Origin of the sequence: Streptomyces sp. x-80 (assembly GCF_046549095.1) — a bacterium.
In the GTDB taxonomy this organism is placed as follows: Bacteria; Actinomycetota; Actinomycetes; order Streptomycetales; family Streptomycetaceae; genus Streptomyces; species Streptomyces celluloflavus.
Genome location: NZ_JAJPWM010000001.1, coordinates 145,666 through 163,571, shown reverse-complemented (window position 1 = coordinate 163,571; position 17,906 = coordinate 145,666). Strand labels below are relative to the sequence as shown.

Genomic DNA, 17,906 nt, shown 5'->3' with positions numbered 1-17,906 from the left:
GAGGTCGACTTGAACACGCCCACCCCCTGGTTCAGCCCGGCCCCCGGTGCCGCGGGCGCCAGGCGCCTGTTCTGCTTCCCGTTCGCGGGCAGCAGCGCCGCCTCCTTCCTGCCCTGGCAGGCGCTGCTGGGTACGCGGCTGGAACTGCGGGTCGCCCTGCTGCCCGGCCGCGGCCTGCGGCTGTTCGAGGCGCCGCTGGACGATATGGACGAACTGGTCGACCGGCTGACGCGGGCGGTGGCGGACCTCGCCGACCGGCCCTTCGCCTTCTTCGGCCACAGTCTGGGTGCCCTGGTCGGCTTCGAGGTCGCCCGCGCCCTGCGCCGCCAGGGCCTGCCGGGTCCGGACGTCCTGTATGTGTCCGGCGCCGAGGGGCCGCAGACCCGCGCGGTCGAGCGCCACCTGCACGATCTGCCGGAGGCCGAGCTGATCGACGCCCTGCGCGACTACAACGGCACGCCCGCCGAAATCCTGGACGACCAGGAGATGATGCGGCTGCTGCTGCCCGGCCTGCGCGCCGACTTCGCCCTGGACGAGCGGTACGTCTACCGCGCCGAAGCGCCGCTGGACATCCCCTTCCACCTGCTGCTCGGCGACCGGGATCCCCATGTGGACGCCATCCGCGCCGCCGGCTGGGCGCGCGAGAGCACTCAGCCGCTGCACCGGCACGAGTACCCCGGCGACCACTTCTTCATCCACTCCCACCAGGCCGCCATCACCACGCTGCTGGCGGCGGCACCGGCCGCCGGCCCCGTCGGCCCGCGGCCGCTCGCCTGACGCGCCGAGGTCCCGCCATGAACCCCTATCAGTCGCTGCCGCCGCGCTCGTTCTGGCGCTCCGCCGTGGCCGAGCCGGAGCTACCGGACATCGGTGAGCTGTGGACACCGAAGTTCGCCATCGGACAGGACGACCCGGTCCTCACCGCCGGCTCCTGCTTCGCCCGCCACATCGGCCGCGCCCTGCGCGACCGGGGCATGAACTGGCGCGACGCCGAGCCGGCCCCACCGGGGCTGACCGCGGCCGAGCGCCGGGACCGCCACTACGGCGTGTTCTCGTTCCGCACCGGCAACATCTACACCGCCGCCATGCTGCGGCAGTGGCTGGCCTGGGCCTACGGCCACGCCACACCGCCCGACGAGGTCTGGTGCGAGGACGGCCGCCATTTCGACCCGTTCCGCCCGGCCGTCGAGCCCGCGGGCCATGCCACGGCCGAGGAGGTGGCGGCCGCGCGCCGGGCGACGCTGGCGGCGATCCGCGCGGCCGTCGCCGAGGCGAGCTGCCTCGTCTTCACCCTGGGCCTGACCGAAGCCTGGCTGGACCGCGGCGACGGCACCGTCCACCCGGTCTGCCCCGGCACCGTACTCGGCACCTTCGACGCCGAGCGGCACGTCTTCCACAATTTCACCTTCGACGAGGTGCACCGCGACCTGTCCGCCGCGCTCGCGCTGGCCCGCGCCGCCAATCCACGGCTGCGCGTCCTGCTCACCGTGTCGCCGGTGCCGCTCACCGCGACCGCCACCGGCGGCCACGCGCTCACCGCCACCACGTACTCCAAGTCCGTACTGCGGGCCGTGGCCGGGCAGTTGGCCCAGGAGCACGACCACATCGACTACTTCCCCGCCTACGAGATGATCACCGGCTTCCCCTTCAAGGCGGTGTTCTTCGAACCGAATCTGCGCACGGTCTCGCCGGCGGGTGTCGCCTTCGTCATGCGCCAGTTCTTCGACGCGCTCGACCGGCGCCCGGCCGAGCCACGGCCCGCCCACCGCACCACACCCGCCGGCGGAGAGGACTTCTGGTGTGACGACGCCGTACTCGACTACTACAACCCCCGCTAGGTTCCTGCTGCTGGGCGACTCGCACGCCGGTCCGATCGGCCGGGCGGCGAAGGCGGCCGGTATCCCGTTCCGCGGCGGCCCGATCGGCGCCGGGCGCGAGTTCACCGCCGGCTTCTTCGACCTGCGCGAGGACGATGTCGTCTTCCGCAAGCCGGCGGCGGAGACGCTCTACCGCGGTTTCCTGGCCGAGCTGGGCGTGACCGGCCTCGACCGGCTCACCGTGCCGCTGGTGTCGACCTTCGGCTTCAGCGTCCACTTCGTCGCGACCACCGAGAACTGGGAGGTCTACCGTGTCCGCGGCGGTGGCCTCGCGCCGGACTTCCTGTCGAGCGGGCTGTTCGACGGCATCGTCCACGCCATGGTCCGCGACGCGCTGGCCTTCTACCGCCATGCGCGCGGCCTGGGCCTGCGGGTGCTGGCGGCGATGCCGCCGCAGCGGGTGCCGGGCCAGTCCGACCCGCTGGTCTTCCGCGCGGCGCAGGAGACCGTCCGCCGCGCGCTGGACGCCCTGGGCGTCGAGATCGTCGATCTGCGCGCCCGCGTCACCGACGGGACGGGCTTCCAGCGTCCCGAACTGTGCGAGGCCGACGACCCGATCCACGGCAACCTCGCCTTCGGCCGGCTGATCCTGGCCGACCTCCTGGAGCGCGGACTGTGACCCCCGCCCCCGCGTAGCACCACCGGCCGGTACCCGGCCCACTCCCCTCACTTCACCCCACTCAGCACCACCACCCCACTTCAGGAGGACGGAATGGAGCAGTTCGCACTGGATGCGGTCGAGCGCCTCACCACGCGGCCGCGGGCGGTCCACGACACGATCGGGGTCGATCCGCTGACCCCGGTGATCGGCGCCGAGGTGTCCGGCCTCGACCTGTCGAAGGAGCTCTCGGACGAGCAGCGGGACGAGGTGCGGCGCGCCTTCCTGGAGCACCATGTGCTGGTCTTCCGCGACCAGGAGCTGTCGCCCGCGGACCACAAGCGTTTCGCCGGGTACTTCGGCGAGCTGCGCCAGATGCCGCTGACCGGTACCGACGACGGCGACCCGGCCGTTCTCGACCTCACCGCCACCAAGGATTCGCGTTTCGTGGCCGGTGAGGACTGGCACTCCGACGGCACCGCCGACGCCGAACCCGCGCTCGGCTCGATGCTCTACGTCACCCATACACCGGAGATCGGCAGCGGCGGCGACACCCTGTTCGCCAACATGCACCTGGCCTACGATCTGCTGTCGCCGCCCATGAAGTCCTTCCTCGACGGTCTGACCGCCGTGCACGACGGCCTGATCCCGTGGCAGGGCTACACCCCGCCGCCCGAGTACGTCGTCCCGAAGAGCGAGCACCCGGTGGTGGTCCGCCATCCCGAGACCGGCCGCAAACTGCTCTACGTCAACGTGGGTTTCACCTCGCACATCGTGCAGCTGTCGCGCGGCGAGAGCCGGGCACTCCTCGACCTGCTGTTCGGCCTGGTCGCCAGCGAGCCCCTGCTGAGCTGCCGCGTCCGCTGGGCGCCCAACACCCTGGTCTTCTGGGACAACCGCTGCACACAGCACCACGCGATATGGGACTACTACCCGCACTCCCGCCATGCCCGGCGGATCTCCATCAACGGCGGCCGGCCGCAAGCCTGAGCGGTGCGCGCCAGGGGCGCCGTCGGCCCGGCACCGCGCGGCAGGCACCATGCCGTCGACACGCCCGGAACATCCGGCGCACCGGCGGACCGTGGATACGGCGCCTGCCGCCGGTGCCCTGGACCGGGCACCGGCGGCACGGAGGGCGGGCCCGGCCCGGCTCAGGCGGCGGTCCGGGCCAGGCTGTCGGCCAGCCCGTCGGCGAGCCGCCCGTAAGCCGCCCGGCGCCGCCCGTCCTGGCCGGCCGCTCCGTCCCGGCCGGCATGGGCGTGGGCGTACGCCTGCACGCGGGCGAACGGATAGGTCCGGGCGTATGCGCGCGCATCCCCCGCCGCGTAGGCGGCCGCCAGCGCCCGCGCGTTCGCGAGGGCGTTGGCGTCGGCGTAGGACCGGGCGTTGGCGCCGGTGTTGAGCTGGGCGTAGGTCTCGGCGAACTCGACGGCCCGTTCCTCGCCGAACCCGTTGGCGATGGCGTAGGCATGGGCCTGGGCGCGGGCCGTGGCACAGGCGTCGGCGTAGCCGTAGGCGTGGCGGTAGACCTCCCGCAGCGCCGGCTCCAGCGCCGCGGTCCAGTCCGCTTCGGCGACCCGCTCGCCGGCCAGCGCCCGGGTGTGCAGCAGCCCCACCGCCCGGTGCGGCCCGGTGGCCCCGCCGTGCCGCGCGCTCGCCTCCGCGAGCATCGGCGCGACGACCCGGGCGTGCCAGTCGTGCACGACGCCGAGGGGCACCTGGCCGCCCAGACGCCCGAGTTCGCCGTGCACGCGCCGCGCCCAGTCCCTCGCCGCGGCGGCATCCTGACCGTCGAACAGCACACTGACCAGCTGCGCTGCCCAGGCCGGCAGATCGGGACGGGGGCGGGACCCCGGATCGTCCTCGTCCCGGCCGGCCATACCGGCTTCGAGCTGGGCGAGGAAGTACGGGAACGCCTCGGCGGCGGCCGGGGAACAGCTCACTTGGTGCTCTCCATGTCTCATGTCTCGACTTCGTCCCGGTTCGCGGGTTTCGGCCTTCCGGGCTGCCGCGCAGGTCCTGTCCCACCCCTGCCCGCCCCCGTCCCGGCCCTGCACCGCAGCTTGCCGTATCCGCCGCCGCAGGCGAAGCCCCCTGCCCTGTCCGGTCCGGTCCGTCGGGGAATCGAACCGGGAGGTAGGGGTTGGCCGTTCGGGCGCGGCGGGCTTAGCGTCTGGTGATCATTACTTCTTCGGAGGATCGCTGCCGCTATGAGCGTTACCGACACCGACAACGGTCTGTGGATCCGGCGCTTCGCCGCTTCGGCCGAGAACGCCCCGCAGCTCGTGTGTCTGCCCCATGCGGGCGGCTCGGCCAGTTTCTACTTTCCCGTCGCCACCGCACTCGCACCCGCCGTCGAGGTGCTGGCCATCCAGTACCCGGGGCGGCAGGACCGCAGACAGGAGAGCTGCGTCGACGACATCCACGAACTCGCCGGGCGGCTGTTCACCGTTCTGCGGCCCCTGATGGGGCGCCCGATGGCGCTGTTCGGGCACAGCATGGGGGCGACGCTCGGGTTCGAACTGGCCAGGCTGATGGAGCAGGCCGGGCAGCCGGTGTCGCGGCTGTTCGCGTCGGGGCGGCGGGCCCCGTCCCGGCCCCGGCACGAGAGCGTGCATCTGCTCGACGACCAGGGGCTGCTGGCCGATGTGCGCAAGCTGAGCGGCACCGATTCCCGGATCCTGGACGATGAGGAACTCCTGCGGATGGCACTGCCCGCCATCCGCGCGGACTACCGCGCCGTCGAGACCTACGTCTACCGTCCCGGCCCCGAACTGACCTGCCCGGTGACGGTGTTCACCGGGGACGACGACCCGAAGACGACACTCGACGAGGCGCGGGCCTGGGCGACCCACACCACCGGCGCGTTCGACCTGGACGTCTTCCCCGGCGGGCACTTCTTCCTCACCGGGCACCAGCCGGCGATCCTGCGGAAGATCTCGCAGCAGCTGGCGGTCTGACACCGCAGCCCCGGCCAGGTGGCGGCGCCCGGCGACGGAGCGCCGCCACCGGCACGTGACGCGTCGGTGGTCACCGGGCGGCCCGGCGGCGGCCGGGCAGGGCCTTCGCCTACGGCGCGGAAACGGAGCATCAGCCACCGTGCCGGCCCCGGCCCTGCTGACGTGGGCAGCTCAGAGCAGTCCAGGACCAGCGGTCGGCGGCCTCATCAGGGTGATGCGGCGGCCGTCCACCGTGAGGGTCCCGGTGTCGGAGAGCCCCCTCAGGATGCGGGAGAAGGTCTCCGGCTTGAGGCTGAGCCGGGACGCGATGATCCCCTTGTCGGTGGGCAGTTCGACCCGGACCGGGTATCCGCGTGGCGGACCGTCGTCGCCGCTGCCCGCCAGCCGTTCCAGATAGGCCAGGACTCGTTGGGTGCCGTTGTGGAGTGCGTAGGACTCCACGTCGGAGACCAGTTGGTGCAGCCGTTGCGCCAGCCCGCCGGCCATCCGCAGCGCGAAGCCGGGGCTGTGGTGGGCGAGGCGGAGCACCGGTTCGTGCGGGATGGCCACAAGGGTCGCGGGCGAGAGGGCGATCGCCGATACCGGGTAGGGGCGGCCGGTGAACAGCAGCGCGTCCCCAAAGGTCTGTCCTGCCGACACCAGTGAGATCACCTTCTGTTCCGCGGTGGCTGCCGACACCACCAGCTGTACCTGGCCCTGGCGCACGAAGTAGAACCAGCGGTGCAGGTCCCCGGCCTCGACGAGGACCTCTCCCTTGCGTGCGGTGACCGTGCGAACCCTCTCCGCGATGAGCCGTAGGTCGGCCGTGTCGATCTCGCTGAACTGTGGGATCCGGGCGAGCTCGGATACGGGGAAGGGCTGGCGCATGCCGTCAAGTATAGATTTTGCGGTTTTTGATCCAGGTCAAGGCGCTATGAGCCGCTTTTCCTTAGCGTCATGGAAGTCGGCGCGACAGCCGCGCCCGCCAGACAGGCCGGACATCCGGTGCTGACCAGCGAGGATCAGAGGAATAGCGTGTTCTGTTACCAGTGCGAGCAGACGGACCGGACCGGCGAGACCCCCGGGTGCCGCGCCAAGGGCACCTGCGGCAAGGACGAGACCACCGCGGCGCTCCAGGACCTGCTCGTGCACCTGTGCAAGGGGGTCGCCCAGTACGCGGTGCGCGGCCGGGCGTTGGGCGCGGTCGACCGGGAGGCTTCCGCCGTCGTCGCGTACGGCCTGTTCTCCACCCTCACCAACGTCAACTTCAACGCCGCCCGGTTGGTGAAGCTGATCCACGAGGCGGCCGCGGTGCGTGACCGGGTGCGGGCCGGTTATGAGGAAGCGGCCCTCGCGGCCGGCCGGCGCCCCGAGCGGCCGCGCGGCCCGGCCGTGTTCGAGCCCGCCGGCGAGGTGGACGGGCTGCTCGCGCAGGCCGGGCAGGCCGGTATCAGGGTCGGGGTGGAGCTGGCCGGAGAGGACGTCGTGGGCCTGCGTGCCTTCGTTCTGTACGCCCTCAAGGGGGTCGCCGCATACCTGCACCACGCCAGGGTGATCGGGTACCAGAGTGACGAGGTGGACGCCGGTATGGAGGCGGCACTGGACTACCTGGCCGGTGAGCCCACCGACATCGAGGATCTGCTCGCGCACGTGGGGGCAGTGGGGCGGGTGAACCTTCAGGTCATGGCGCTGCTCGACAGTGCCAACACGGGCACCTTCGGTACGCCCTCCCCCACCAAGGTCCGTACGTCGCCTGTCGCCGGGAAGGCGATCCTGGCCAGCGGGCACGGTTTCGACGAGCTGCTGGAGCTGCTCAAGCAGACCGAGGGAACCGGCATCCGGATCTACACGCACGGCGAGATGCTGCCCGCGCACGCCTACCCCGAACTCGGCAGGTATCCGCACCTTGCCGGTAACCACGGCGGAGCCTGGCAGGACCAGCAGCAGGACTTCGCGGCCTTCCCCGGCCCGATCGTGATGACCTCCAACTGCCTCGTCGAGCCGCTGCCCGCGTACAGGACCCGCACCTTCACCACCGGTCCGGTCGGCTGGCCCGGCGTGCGGCACATCGCCGACCACGACTTCACGGCCGTCGTCCGCGCGGCCAAGGCCACCCCCGGCTTCGCCGAGACCGCACCGGAACAGCTGATCACCATCGGGTTCGGGCGGAAAGCACTGCTGTCGATCTCCGAGGACATCGTCCACGCCGTGCACTCCGGCGACATCCGCCACATGTTCCTGATCGGCGGCTGCGACGGCGCCGCGCCCGGCCGCGACTACTACACGGAGCTCGCCCGCGCCACCCCGGCGGAGTCGGTGATCCTCACCCTCGGCTGCAACAAATACCGCTTCAACAAGCTCAGTCACGGCACCGCTCCGGGCGGCCTCCCGCGCCTGCTCGACGTCGGCCAGTGCAACGACACCTACGCCGCGCTCCGGGTCGCCGAGACCCTCTCCGCCGCGCTCGACACGGACATCAACGACCTGCCGCTCACCATCGTGCTGGCCTGGTTCGAACAGAAGGCCCTGGCGGTCCTCGCCACCCTCATCCACCTGGGCCTGCGCAACGTCCGCACCGGCCCCACCGTCCCGGCGTTCGTCACCGAGCCCGTCTGGCGCCTCCTCAGCGAGCGGTTCGGGCTGCGTACCAGCGAAAGCGCGGAGAAGGATCTCGCCGACGCCCTCGGGGCCACCCGATGACCGCCGCACCGGCACCCGGCACGGCGCGCACCCCCACCGAGGGCGGGCCGGTCCCCCTGCGCATGACCACGCTGGACGGCGAGATCCTTGAGGCGGAGTGCCTGCCGGGCCGGTCCGTCCTGGACGCGGCCGCCGACGCCGGGTACCTGCTGCCGTCGCTGTGCAGAAAGGGCACCTGCGGCGCCTGCGCAGTCACCGTCACCGACGGTCCGTACACCCTCGGGCCGCACAGCCCAGAAGCGCTCAGCCCCGAGCGCGCACAGGCCGGCGGCGCGCTGCTGTGCCGCACCTGTGCCGAGGGACCACTGGCCGTCAGCCTGCCCTACGAACGGTCCCGGATCCTCGGCGGACGGCTCACCGAACGCACCGCCACCGTCTCCGCCCTGGAGCGCCTCACCGGTGATCTGGTACGCCTGGTACTGCAACTCGACGAGGACGAGCAGCTCGGCAGCGGGGCCGAGTTCGAGCCCGGTCAGTTCGCCCAGCTGCGCATCCCCGGCGAGACCGAGGAGTCCCGCGCCTACTCGTACGCCAACGCCCCCAACTGGGACGGCGAGCTGGAGTTCTATGTGCGGCTCCGCCCCGGCGGGCATTTCTCCACCTGGCTCGACACCCGTGCGACGCCCGGCGACAGCGTCACCGTGCTCGGGCCGCAGGGTGCGTTCGGGCTCGTCGAGACCGGGCTGAGACCGCGCTGGTTCGTGGCCGGCGGCACCGGCACGGCACCGTTGCTGTCGATGGCCCGCCGCATGGCGGAGTTCGGCGAGAGCCACCCGCTGCGCTTCTACAGCGGCGCGGACACCGTGGCACAGCTGTGCGGGGCGGATGCGATATCGGCCCTGCGCGACGAGCTGCCCCAACTGGAAACCGTGTTCTCGGTCAAAGAACCGGTCGACCGGGTGGGCTACCGGCACGGCCGCATGATCGACGCGCTCGTCGCCGACCTCGCGCAGCTCCGCACGAGCGGCGGAACCGACCCGGACCTGTACATCTGCGGCTCCCCCGGACTCATCGACGCCGTCGAACGGGCCGCCGCCGACCACCGCCTCGCCCCGGACCGGATCCTGAGCGAGAAGTTCAACTCCTCCGCGGCCTGACCCGCCCACCCCGGTCGGGCCGGGCGGTCCGCCACACCACAGCCCCGGCACGCCCCGTCAGACACTCCACCAAACGAGAAGAGGAACACTCTCGTGTTCGGCATCAGCATCGACACCACCCACACCCCCGGCGCCCAGGGCCACGCCCTGCGCCTCGACCCCGAGGGCAGCCCCTTCCGGACGCTCGCCGCGGTGCGCATACAGGTCCCGGCGGGCGGCACGATCCCGGCACACGGACACGGCGCGTCCGAGCTGCTGCTCACCGGCCTGGCAGGCGTCGTGGAAGCATCCTGCGGCTGCGGCTCCAGGACGGTGGCACCAGGAACCATCGCCATGCTGCTGGCGGGGAAGGAACTCACCCTCACCAACGCCGGCCGCGAGGACGCCACGCTCCTCGCCGTCTTCTCCCAGAGCGAGTTCACCGAAGACCTGCCACGTGCCGGCGCCCAGGGCTGCGGCTGCCAGGGCCGTCACCACGCCTGAGGAGTGCCACCCGCCGACCGCGTCACCGTGGCTCCCGCCGAGCCCGGCACGACCGGCGGGAGCGCGGGCTGTCCCGGGGGAACAGCCCTCCGGGACAGCCGCTCCGCCCTGGCCGGATCCACGGGCTGTGACCGGCCGCATCGACAGACGGCCCAGCTCCGGGGCCGCCCCCCGGTCCGGTCGCCACGCCCCTGGACGCGCTACCGGGACTCTGCCGGCGATCTCGTCGAGGTCATGCCCCGGAGGAGCCCAGCGCGATGTCCGTGTTCCTCCCGCCCCATCCTTCCGGGCTTCGCCAGATGAGGTGAACATGGAAGATGTCACGGACGGTATCCGCGGACCACTCGTCGGCGGGGGGTTCGGGGAGGACCAGATAGAGGCCGTCGGCCGGTGTGGGCAGCGTGTGGTTGATCTCCAGCAGACGGGTCGCGCCTGAGCGGAGGTCCGCATAGGTGGAGCAGCCTGCTCCCAGGGCCTCGTAGAGGAAGAGACCGCGCTCGGTGACACAGCTGACGTCGACGACCGGTGAGTCGGTCGGCTGGAGATCCGCCCAGAGGAGTGACGATTTCAGCGCATGGCGGATCGCCTCGTGCTTCTTGCAGGTGCGGTCGGCGTCGGCGGCCGCCTCCAGTGCGCGGAGGAAGCCTTCGTTCGCGGTCGGGGCCGGTGCGGCGGAGGTGGTGTCCGCGGTGGTCATCTGTACTTCTTCCTTCTGTTCGGGGTGCCGCGGGGCGACGGGGGCCGTGTCCTCGGGGTGCTCCCCCGCCTCGGTGGCGAAGCGGGCCTGAAGTACCCGTTGCGCTTCGGCGAGCGGCACTGCCCAACCGGAGGCAGCCAGATCGTCCTTGAGACGGCCCGCGTCCAAGGTGCCGTCCTTGAGCGCGCGATGGGTTGTCGCGGTGAGGTCCCGCAGCACGCCCAGTTCGTCCCTGCCCGGCTCGCCGAACAGGTGCAGTACGTCGACCCAGTCGGCCTGGTCCCGCCGGAGGATGCGGTGGGCCATGCCCTGGAGCTCGGCGAGGCGGCTGCGGGCGTCCGGCACGTCGCCGTTGTTCTCGATCAGCTCACCGAGCACGTCCAGTGCCGCGCTGTAGCGCCCCGCCATCCGCTCCGAGACGGGCGACCTGCCGCGCTGGTCGGCGGCGAGCACGGTCTGGTTCGTCTCGTTCGCGAACACCCAGCAGTCCAGCTTCTCGCCCTGTTGCGGGAGAACCGATCCGTGGCGGACGGTGAGCACCAGCGGTCGGTCGATCACCGGGGAGAGGGGCTTGACCCGGTAGCGACCGCCAGGGGCCCGGCCCACGACCTCGACCCTGACATCCGTGCCGATCCGGGGCAGCCGTGCCGGCGCATCTGCCGGCCGGGCACCGGCTGCCGCCGCTTCCCCGTTGTCCCCGGAGCCGATGAGTGCGTCCGGGAGCGGGGCGGTGTGCAGGACGGTCAGGCTCTGGGTGCTGCGGGTCAGGGCCACGTACAGCTGCCGCAGACCGGCGGGACCGCGGTCGGCGATGGTGGCGGGCTCGATGACCAGGACATGGTCGTATTCCATGCCCTTGGCCTGGGTGGCGGCCAGAACGGACACCGCCTCGCGGTTCTGCTCACCGATGTCACCGCCTTCGTCGATTCTGCGGCTGATCGCGTCCAGCCAGTCCGAGTCGTCGGGGACGATGACGGCGACGGAGCGGAGAGTGCTTCCGTCACTGGTACCCACCAGACGGGACACCTGGGTGACCGTGTCGTCGAGGAGCTTCCACGGCTCGGTCGCCACCGTCCGTACGGCGTCCTCGCCCGCCTCCCGCACGGCCTGTGGGTAGGGCAGATTCGGGGCGACCGCCCGCGCGAGCGGGGCGACGAACTCCATGATCTCGGCGGGGACGCGATAACTCGTGTTCAGTTCGGCCACGCGCCAGTCGCCGTGGTCGGACAGCAGCGCGCCGATACGGTCCCAGCTCGTCGGGATGTGGGGGCCGGTCGCCTGCGCCAGGTCACCCAGGACGGTCATGGAGCCGCCCGCGGCGCAGCGCCGCCGTAAGGCGCGGGCCTGCATGGGGGTGAGGTCCTGTGCCTCGTCGACGACGATGTGCCCGTAGCGCCGCGGAGTGTCCCCGCTGATGAGTACCCGGAGCTCTTCGAGACAGACATGGTCGTCGAGAGTCCACGGGTCGGCGTCGGCGCTGGCGGCGCGGGCACGCAGCAGAGCCGCCTGCTCGTCCGCGTCGAGGATGCCGTCGGCGCAGCCGCGCAGGAGGTCGGGCGAGTCATAGAGGCTGCGCAGGGCCTCACGGGGGCCCGGTGACGGCCAGACGCGTTCGATGAGGCGCTCGACCCGGCGGTTGCGTTCCAGGTCACGGCGGATCGTGCCGGCCTGCCCGCGCCGGGGCGCCATGACGGCGAGTTCCTGGAGGAGGCGGTCGACGAGCAGGCCCCGGAAGCGGTCCCGGCGTTCCCGGTAGGGTCCGTCGCTGTCATGGGCCTGGCCGAGGAGGGCGAGGACCTCGGACCGTGGTACGCGCAGGGTCGTGCTCCCCGCGGTGACGACGACCGCCGGCTCGTCGCCTTCGAAGGCGGGGGCGACGGTGAGGCCGTCGAGGGCTTCGGGGCGGTAGTCGTTCTCCACCCGGCGCCGCAGAACGGCCGCCATGCGTTCGTCCAGCTTCACGAGCCGGGCCCGCGGGGAGTCGGTCCCGAGGACCTCGCCCTCCCACAGGCGGCTGAGCTGGACGGCGTTGACGTCACGGGTGCCGAGGGTCGGGAGGACCTGGCCGACGTAGTCGAGGAACCGCTGGTGGGGGCCGATGACGAGGATGTCCTGGGCTTTGAAGTGGTCGTTGTTGACCAGCCAGGTGACGCGATGGAGGCCGACCGCGGATTTGCCGGTGCCGGGGCCGCCCTGCACGACGAGGACGTCCGAGGGGGAGCCGGTGACCAGGTCCATCTGATCACGGCGGATGGTTTCGACGATGTCCCGCATGCGGCCGCTGCGCGAGCGCTGGAGTTCCCGCAGCAGGAAGTCGTCCGGCTGGAGCGGTTTGGGGCGCCGGCGCCGGACGGTGTCGCCAGGGGCGGGGGCCGGCTCGCGGTGCTCCTTCCGTACCGGGGTGGGGACTTCGCGCGGAGTCTCCGTCCCGGCGCCGTCGGTGGTCTGCCGGGGCTTCGGGACGGACGTGGGGGCGGGTTCGGAAACCGGCGGAGCGATCTCGTCGAAATAGCCTTCAACCACCCGCTGCACACAGCGCAGTTGGCGTCGTAGGACGACCTCGCCCGGGTTCTCGGGGCGGGCTTCCCGCCACTTCTTCGCCAGCGGGCTGGTCCACAGCAGGACCACCGGCTCGTTCGAGGCGTCCTGCACACCTCGGCGTCCGATGTACCAGGGGCGGGGTGCCGCGCCGGGTTCCTCCGGCACGTCGACGCGGGTGAAGACGAGGGCCTCGTCGCCGAGCCCGTCATATGCGGCGGCCCGCGCCTCCACTTCGAGCCGGTTGGCGATGCCGTCCTTGCCGCTCGCCGACGCCATGGCGGCCGACGTTCCGCTCATCTCGGCCAGCCGCACGGCATAGCAGTCGTAGGCGTGGTCCACCGCCTCCTGCTCGACGGCAAGGACATCGTCCCGAGTGGTGGTGCTCATGTATGTCCTCCCTGCGGTGCCGAAGGGACACCGCCACGGACCTGTGCCCGTACCCCGCTGAAACAACTATCAGAGACCGGACGGTGCCGAACAGTCAGTACGTCAGTTCCTCGGCCGCCGCCCGCCGGGCGCGCACCGGGTCGTACGTGGGGCCTCTCTCGTACTGGCGCCAAGGGCCTCCCGGGCGCGGCTGCGACCGGACGCGCGGCGGGCCGTCTCCGCTGCCGCGGAACAGTGCGGGCGGCGGAGCATGGCGCGGCCCGTGGTCCGGGAGAGGCCGGGTGACCCGTCGCGCCTCCGGTCCAACACCCGCTGTTACAGTGGCGAAGACGTTGATCGTGTATGGAGGAGACCGGACATGGTGGTGGACGACGACATCTCCGGGTGATACCCGGACTCGACTGGCCACCGGCCGGTGCGCGGAAGCACCGCTGTCGTGGCCTCGTTGTCGTTCCCCCTTCTTCTTGTCTGCTGCCCGCCGAGGCAGAAGTGTCATTTCTGCCTCCGTCCTCACGAGGTCATCTCCATGTCCGGCGTTTCCGTCGTCTGCTCGAACCTGTCCTTCAGCTGGCCCGACGACACTCCCGTCTTCCGGGATCTCTCCTTCACCATCGGCTCCGGCCGCACCGGTCTCGTCGCGCCCAACGGCACCGGCAAGAGCACGCTCCTCAGGCTCATCGCCGGTGAGCTGCGGCCCGTCAGCGGGTCGGTCTCCGTGACCGGCACCCTCGGCTACCTCCCGCAGAGCCTCCCCCTGACCAGCGATCTCACGGTCGCCGAGGTGCTGGGCGTCGCCGCGGTCGTCCGGGCCATCGACGCGGTGGAGTCCGGGGACGTCGACGAGAAGCACTTCACCGCCATCGGCGACGACTGGGACATCGAGGAACGCACCCGCGCCCAGCTGGACCGCCTCGGCCTCGCCGGCCTCGCCCTGGACCGCAGCCTGGGCACCCTCAGCGGCGGCCAGATCGTCTCCCTCGGGCTCGCCGCCCAATTGCTGAAGCGGCCCGACGTGCTGCTGCTCGACGAGCCCACCAACAACCTCGACCTCGACGCCCGGCACAAGCTCTACGACGTGCTGGAGGACTTCAACGGCTGCCTGCTCCTGGTCAGCCATGACTGCGCCCTGCTCGACCGCATGGCCCGCATCGCCGAACTCCACCGCGGCGAACTGTCCTTCCACGGCGGCAACTTCACCGAGTACGAGCAGGCCGTGCGGGCCGAGCAGGACGTCGCCGAGAAGAACGTCCGCAACGCCGAACAGGAACTGAAGCGGGAGAAGCGGGAGATGCAGCAGGCCCGTGAGCGCGCCGAGCGTCGGCAGAGCAACGCCGCGCGCAACCTGAAGAGCGCCGGTCTGCCCCGTATCTTCGCCGGCAACATGAAGCGGGGCGCGCAGGAGTCCGCGGGCCGGGCAGGCCAGCTGCACGCCGGCCGGGTCGGCGACGCGAAGGCCCGGCTGGACGAGGCCGGGCGCGCGCTGCGCGAGGAGCAGCGCATCACGCTGGACCTGCCGGACACCCACGTGCCCGCCGGACGCAACCTGTTCCTCGGTGAACAGCTCGGCGTCCGGCTCGGCGACAAGGAGGTGTTCGCCGGCCAGGGCGTCGACCTGACCGTACGGGGCCCGGAGCGTATCGCCCTGGCCGGCCCCAACGGTGCCGGCAAGAGCACGCTGCTGCGTCTGCTCAACGGCGATCTGACACCACACAGCGGCGAGCTCAAGCGGGCCGACGGACGCGTCGCCCACCTCTCGCAGCGCCTCGACCTGCTGGACCTGGACCGTACGGTCGCCGAGAACTTCGCCGCCTTCGCCCCGGAGCGGCCGGAGGCCGAGCGGATGAACCTGCTCGCCCGTTTCCTCTTCCGTGGTGCCCGCGCCCATCTGCCCGTCGGGGTGCTCTCCGGCGGCGAGCGGCTGCGCGCCACCCTGGCCTGCGTACTGTGCGCGGAACCCGCCCCGCACCTGCTGCTCCTGGACGAGCCGACGAACAACCTGGACCTGATCAGCGCGGGCCAGCTGGAGAGCGCGCTGAACTCCTATCAGGGTGCCTTCGTGGTGGTCAGCCACGATGAGCGGTTCCTCCGCGAGATCCGCGTGAACCGGTGGCTGCGGCTGACCGCCGGCGAGCTGACGGAGACGGGAGCCCCTGAGGTGTGAGCCGCCGGCGCGTCAGGCCCGGTCCGCGCCCGAGGCGTTCCGCCCCACGGGCCGAGCACCGGTCACGTGGGACGGACTCCATGCCCCGGCACGCCCTGCACGCCCACGACCTCGCCCTGACCTCGTCCGCACCCTCGGCGGACGAGGTCAGGGCGGGCGGAGCCGGAGATCTCACCCGGCCCCGCCCGCCCCAAGGACACCGCGGTGACGCTCGACGCCACCACACATGAGTCCCTGATCGCAGCAATTCCCGGCGCAACCGCACCCGGACGCCGGGCACTTCCCGACGCCGGGCCATCGGCGCGGCCGGGCGGAACGGCCCCTCAAGGACGCTCCGCACCCGCCGGCCGGACAGCCCGGACCGGCACGCTGCCGCAGACCGATGGGGTATCGGGCCATCGGCCTGCGGCGGGCGTCGGGGTGTCAGTGCTGCGGGTGCGGGCGTGGCTGGAACATGGACCGCCGGTGCTTGGTGGTGGTGCCCTTGGTGCCGCGTCCGATGGCCATACGCAGACGGATGGCGTTGGCCACCTCCGCGATGCCCAGGACGATGGCCATGATGCCCGTCACCAACGTGAGCGCGGCGATCGAGCCGAACGGCGAAATGATCAGCACGATGCCTGCGAGCAGGGTGATGATGCCCACGAAGAGCTGCCAGCCACGTGCGGGCGCTCCGGGTGCCGAACCGGCGGCCGCGGTCATCAGGATGCCGCGCAGCAGCCAGCCGAAGCCGATCCAGAGGGCGAGCAACAGGATCGACTGCATGGTGCCCCGGAAGCAGATGAGTCCGAGGAGCACGCTGATCGCGCCTGTGATGAAGTGCAGTGCCCGCAGATGCCCGGGAACGTGTGAGCCGAAGGCGCTGGCCAGTTGGAAGACACCGCTGACCAACAGGTAGGCGCCGAAGGCGATGCCGACGACGAGCAGGGTCTTGCCCGGCCACACCAGGACGACCACACCCAGGGCGATCGACGCCAGGCCGATGGTGAACAGGGTCTGCCAGCCGAGGTTGGCCAGGATGCCCAGGGCTTCGCCCTCCGCCGAGGTGGCTCGGGGTTGCGGCGGGCTGTCGCCCGAGGCTGTGGAGGGGTCTGTCATACCTCCCACCTCTCTCATGGATCAGCACGGTCGATACGGACGCTTCCATCGTCACCCCGTCAGCCCCGTCCCGCTCGGGGAGCGCTTCGTCGCGCGCGGGAAGACGCCCGTCCCGGGTACTTACCGCGTTCCCTCCGTCACCGGTCCGTCACCATCCGGTCCGGTACCGGCGCCGCTTCCCACCAGGCCGGCAGGCGGAGAACCGGCAGCATCTAGCGGAGAACCGGCAGCACGCACAGGATCCGGCCGATCACCTTGCGCGGGATCCCGTCCTCCCGGCCGGCCCGATGGCGCTCGATGCGATCGCGAGGGCCTGCACGGCCTCGGCCTTGCCCTGTGCGCTGCCGGTTCTGCCGGACCGTCGCGGCCGGCGCCCCGGCGCCCCGGCCGGAAGAAGGGAACGCTGACGTCCCACTCCTCGGGCTTCCTCGCCCCTGACGTGCGTGCTGCGCACCCCTTGGCGTCAGCCGTCCAGCGGGCCGGGGCCCATGGACGACATCCGGCTCCGGGGGCGGCGAAGGTGGGGGCGTATGCGGTCGAGGAGGACGAGGGCGAGGGCCAGGACGTAGAAGGCCAGGCCGAAGACGACGGTGTTGGTGGCGATACCGGCATAGCCCTGGAGGTCGACATCGAGGAAGGGATAGGGGTAACGGCCATCGGTGCCGGGGGCGAGGAGGGCGCCGCGGATGAGGGCGAAGGGAAGGTACAAGAAGGGATAGGCGAGCCACTGCCCGGCGTGGCGGAGCAGGAAGGCGCCGGGGGCGGTGAGGACGAGCCAGTCGAGAACGGCGGCAAGGGGGGTCGCGGTGTGGAGGAGTTGGCTGGCGGCCGTTTCGAGGGGCGTTCGGTGGCTGGTCATGGAGAAGCCACTGGAGTCGTTCGACAGGACGAAGTGGAAGACGAGCCCGGTGATGCAGATGTAGAGCAGCGCTGCGCCGGTGATCCGCGGCGAGAGGGCGGGACGCCCGGTCCAGGCCCGGTGGGCGGACCAGGCGAAGACGACGGCCAGCAGGATGTTGGACTGGATCGTGAAGTAGCTGAAGAGACGGCCCAGATCATGGGAGGCGATCGTGTCCAGGACGATGCCGGTGACCCCGGTCAGGGCCGCGAGCGCCCGGAAGGCCGCCGCGACAGGGCGGCGGCCTCCTGAGGAGGGTGTGCGGGCGGCCGGATCTTCGGGGAGGCCGGGCCGGGCCACGGACTCGGCGGAAGCGGCAAGGGCCGTGGGAGTGGTGGCGGGTTTCGGATCAAGCATTGGTCCACCGTACGGCCCGGCTCCGAGACGGCCTCCGTGCCGACGTACCGCGCGTCGGCCACCGCTGTGCGGC

Annotated in this window: 14 protein-coding genes; 9 read left to right on the top strand and 5 right to left on the bottom strand. The window is 71.6% G+C overall.

Annotation, left to right across the window (positions count from 1 at the left end):
* Positions 1-9: 9 nt before the first annotated feature.
* The 4 genes from ACLJWH_RS00685 to ACLJWH_RS00670 all read left to right on the top strand — a co-directional run bounded on the left by ACLJWH_RS00685 (position 10) and on the right by ACLJWH_RS00670 (position 3,465).
* Positions 10-777 carry a thioesterase II family protein gene (locus ACLJWH_RS00685; protein ID WP_411139526.1) on the top strand — a complete coding sequence of 256 codons (768 nt, stop codon included), beginning with the start codon at positions 10-12 and terminating at the stop codon, positions 775-777.
* Positions 778-794: 17 nt separating this feature from the next.
* Positions 795-1,838 carry a GSCFA domain-containing protein gene (locus tag ACLJWH_RS00680; RefSeq protein ID WP_411139525.1) on the top strand — a complete coding sequence of 348 codons (1,044 nt, stop codon included), beginning with the start codon at positions 795-797 and terminating at the stop codon, positions 1,836-1,838.
* Positions 1,801-2,496: a hypothetical protein gene (locus ACLJWH_RS00675; RefSeq protein WP_411139524.1), complete on the top strand. Its 696-nt coding sequence runs from the start codon at positions 1,801-1,803 to the stop codon at positions 2,494-2,496. Before ACLJWH_RS00680 ends, ACLJWH_RS00675 begins: the two co-directional genes overlap by 38 nt.
* Before the next feature lie 93 nt (positions 2,497-2,589).
* Positions 2,590-3,465, top strand: a complete 876-nt coding sequence (locus tag ACLJWH_RS00670; protein WP_411139523.1) for a TauD/TfdA dioxygenase family protein — start codon at positions 2,590-2,592, stop codon at positions 3,463-3,465.
* A 161-nt stretch (positions 3,466-3,626) separates the two neighbouring features.
* On the opposite strand, the gene ACLJWH_RS00665 is transcribed toward ACLJWH_RS00670, so the two are convergent.
* Positions 3,627-4,418 carry a SpcZ gene (locus ACLJWH_RS00665; protein WP_411139522.1) on the bottom strand — a complete coding sequence of 264 codons (792 nt, stop codon included), beginning with the start codon at positions 4,416-4,418 and terminating at the stop codon, positions 3,627-3,629.
* Between the two features lie 267 nt (positions 4,419-4,685).
* On the opposite strand from ACLJWH_RS00665, the gene ACLJWH_RS00660 reads away from it, so the two are divergent.
* Positions 4,686-5,435 carry a thioesterase II family protein gene (locus ACLJWH_RS00660; protein ID WP_411139521.1) on the top strand — a complete coding sequence of 250 codons (750 nt, stop codon included), beginning with the start codon at positions 4,686-4,688 and terminating at the stop codon, positions 5,433-5,435.
* 171 nt (positions 5,436-5,606) lie between these two features.
* On the opposite strand, the gene ACLJWH_RS00655 is transcribed toward ACLJWH_RS00660, so the two are convergent.
* Positions 5,607-6,302 (bottom strand): Crp/Fnr family transcriptional regulator, encoded by a 696-nt coding sequence (locus tag ACLJWH_RS00655; protein WP_411139520.1) that lies wholly within the window; start codon positions 6,300-6,302, stop codon positions 5,607-5,609.
* A 147-nt stretch (positions 6,303-6,449) separates the two neighbouring features.
* Between ACLJWH_RS00655 and hcp the strand changes: the two genes are divergently transcribed.
* The 3 genes from hcp (at position 6,450) to ACLJWH_RS00640 (ending at position 9,694) form a co-directional block, all read left to right on the top strand.
* Positions 6,450-8,114: a hydroxylamine reductase gene (gene hcp, locus ACLJWH_RS00650; RefSeq protein ID WP_411139519.1), complete on the top strand. Its 1,665-nt coding sequence runs from the start codon at positions 6,450-6,452 to the stop codon at positions 8,112-8,114.
* Positions 8,111-9,211, top strand: a complete 1,101-nt coding sequence (locus tag ACLJWH_RS00645; RefSeq protein ID WP_411139518.1) for a 2Fe-2S iron-sulfur cluster-binding protein — start codon at positions 8,111-8,113, stop codon at positions 9,209-9,211. The genes hcp and ACLJWH_RS00645 overlap by 4 nt, the downstream gene beginning before the upstream one ends.
* 93 nt (positions 9,212-9,304) lie before the next feature.
* Entirely contained in the window at positions 9,305-9,694 is a 390-nt protein-coding gene (locus tag ACLJWH_RS00640) for a cupin domain-containing protein (protein WP_411139517.1), read from the top strand.
* Between the two features lie 232 nt (positions 9,695-9,926).
* On the opposite strand, the gene ACLJWH_RS00635 is transcribed toward ACLJWH_RS00640, so the two are convergent.
* A complete protein-coding gene (locus ACLJWH_RS00635) occupies positions 9,927-13,319 on the bottom strand; it encodes a HelD family protein (protein ID WP_411139516.1) in 3,393 nt (1,130 codons plus the stop codon).
* 526 nt (positions 13,320-13,845) lie between these two features.
* On the opposite strand from ACLJWH_RS00635, the gene ACLJWH_RS00630 reads away from it, so the two are divergent.
* A complete protein-coding gene (locus ACLJWH_RS00630; protein ID WP_411139515.1) occupies positions 13,846-15,480 on the top strand; it encodes an ABC-F family ATP-binding cassette domain-containing protein in 1,635 nt (544 codons plus the stop codon).
* Between the two features lie 423 nt (positions 15,481-15,903).
* Here ACLJWH_RS00630 and ACLJWH_RS00625 read toward each other — a convergent pair whose 3' ends face one another.
* A complete protein-coding gene (locus ACLJWH_RS00625; RefSeq protein WP_411139514.1) occupies positions 15,904-16,578 on the bottom strand; it encodes an HdeD family acid-resistance protein in 675 nt (224 codons plus the stop codon).
* Between the two features lie 463 nt (positions 16,579-17,041).
* A complete protein-coding gene (locus tag ACLJWH_RS00620) occupies positions 17,042-17,833 on the bottom strand; it encodes a Pr6Pr family membrane protein (protein WP_411139513.1) in 792 nt (263 codons plus the stop codon).
* Positions 17,834-17,906 lie beyond the last annotated feature (73 nt).

What these genes read in the sequence shown, in the direction of transcription:
- ACLJWH_RS00680 (WP_411139525.1), top strand. Translation starts at nt 795, where the DNA reads ATGAACCCCTATCAGTCGCTGCCGCCGCGCTCGTTCTGGCGCTCCGCC.
- ACLJWH_RS00670 (WP_411139523.1), top strand. Translation starts at nt 2,590, where the DNA reads ATGGAGCAGTTCGCACTGGATGCGGTCGAGCGCCTCACCACGCGGCCG.
- ACLJWH_RS00660 (WP_411139521.1), top strand. Translation starts at nt 4,686, where the DNA reads ATGAGCGTTACCGACACCGACAACGGTCTGTGGATCCGGCGCTTCGCC.
- ACLJWH_RS00655 (WP_411139520.1), bottom strand. Translation starts at nt 6,302, where the DNA reads ATGCGCCAGCCCTTCCCCGTATCCGAGCTCGCCCGGATCCCACAGTTC.
- ACLJWH_RS00645 (WP_411139518.1), top strand. Translation starts at nt 8,111, where the DNA reads ATGACCGCCGCACCGGCACCCGGCACGGCGCGCACCCCCACCGAGGGC.
- ACLJWH_RS00635 (WP_411139516.1), bottom strand. Translation starts at nt 13,319, where the DNA reads ATGAGCACCACCACTCGGGACGATGTCCTTGCCGTCGAGCAGGAGGCG.
- ACLJWH_RS00630 (WP_411139515.1), top strand. Translation starts at nt 13,846, where the DNA reads ATGTCCGGCGTTTCCGTCGTCTGCTCGAACCTGTCCTTCAGCTGGCCC.
- ACLJWH_RS00625 (WP_411139514.1), bottom strand. Translation starts at nt 16,578, where the DNA reads ATGACAGACCCCTCCACAGCCTCGGGCGACAGCCCGCCGCAACCCCGA.
- ACLJWH_RS00620 (WP_411139513.1), bottom strand. Translation starts at nt 17,833, where the DNA reads ATGCTTGATCCGAAACCCGCCACCACTCCCACGGCCCTTGCCGCTTCC.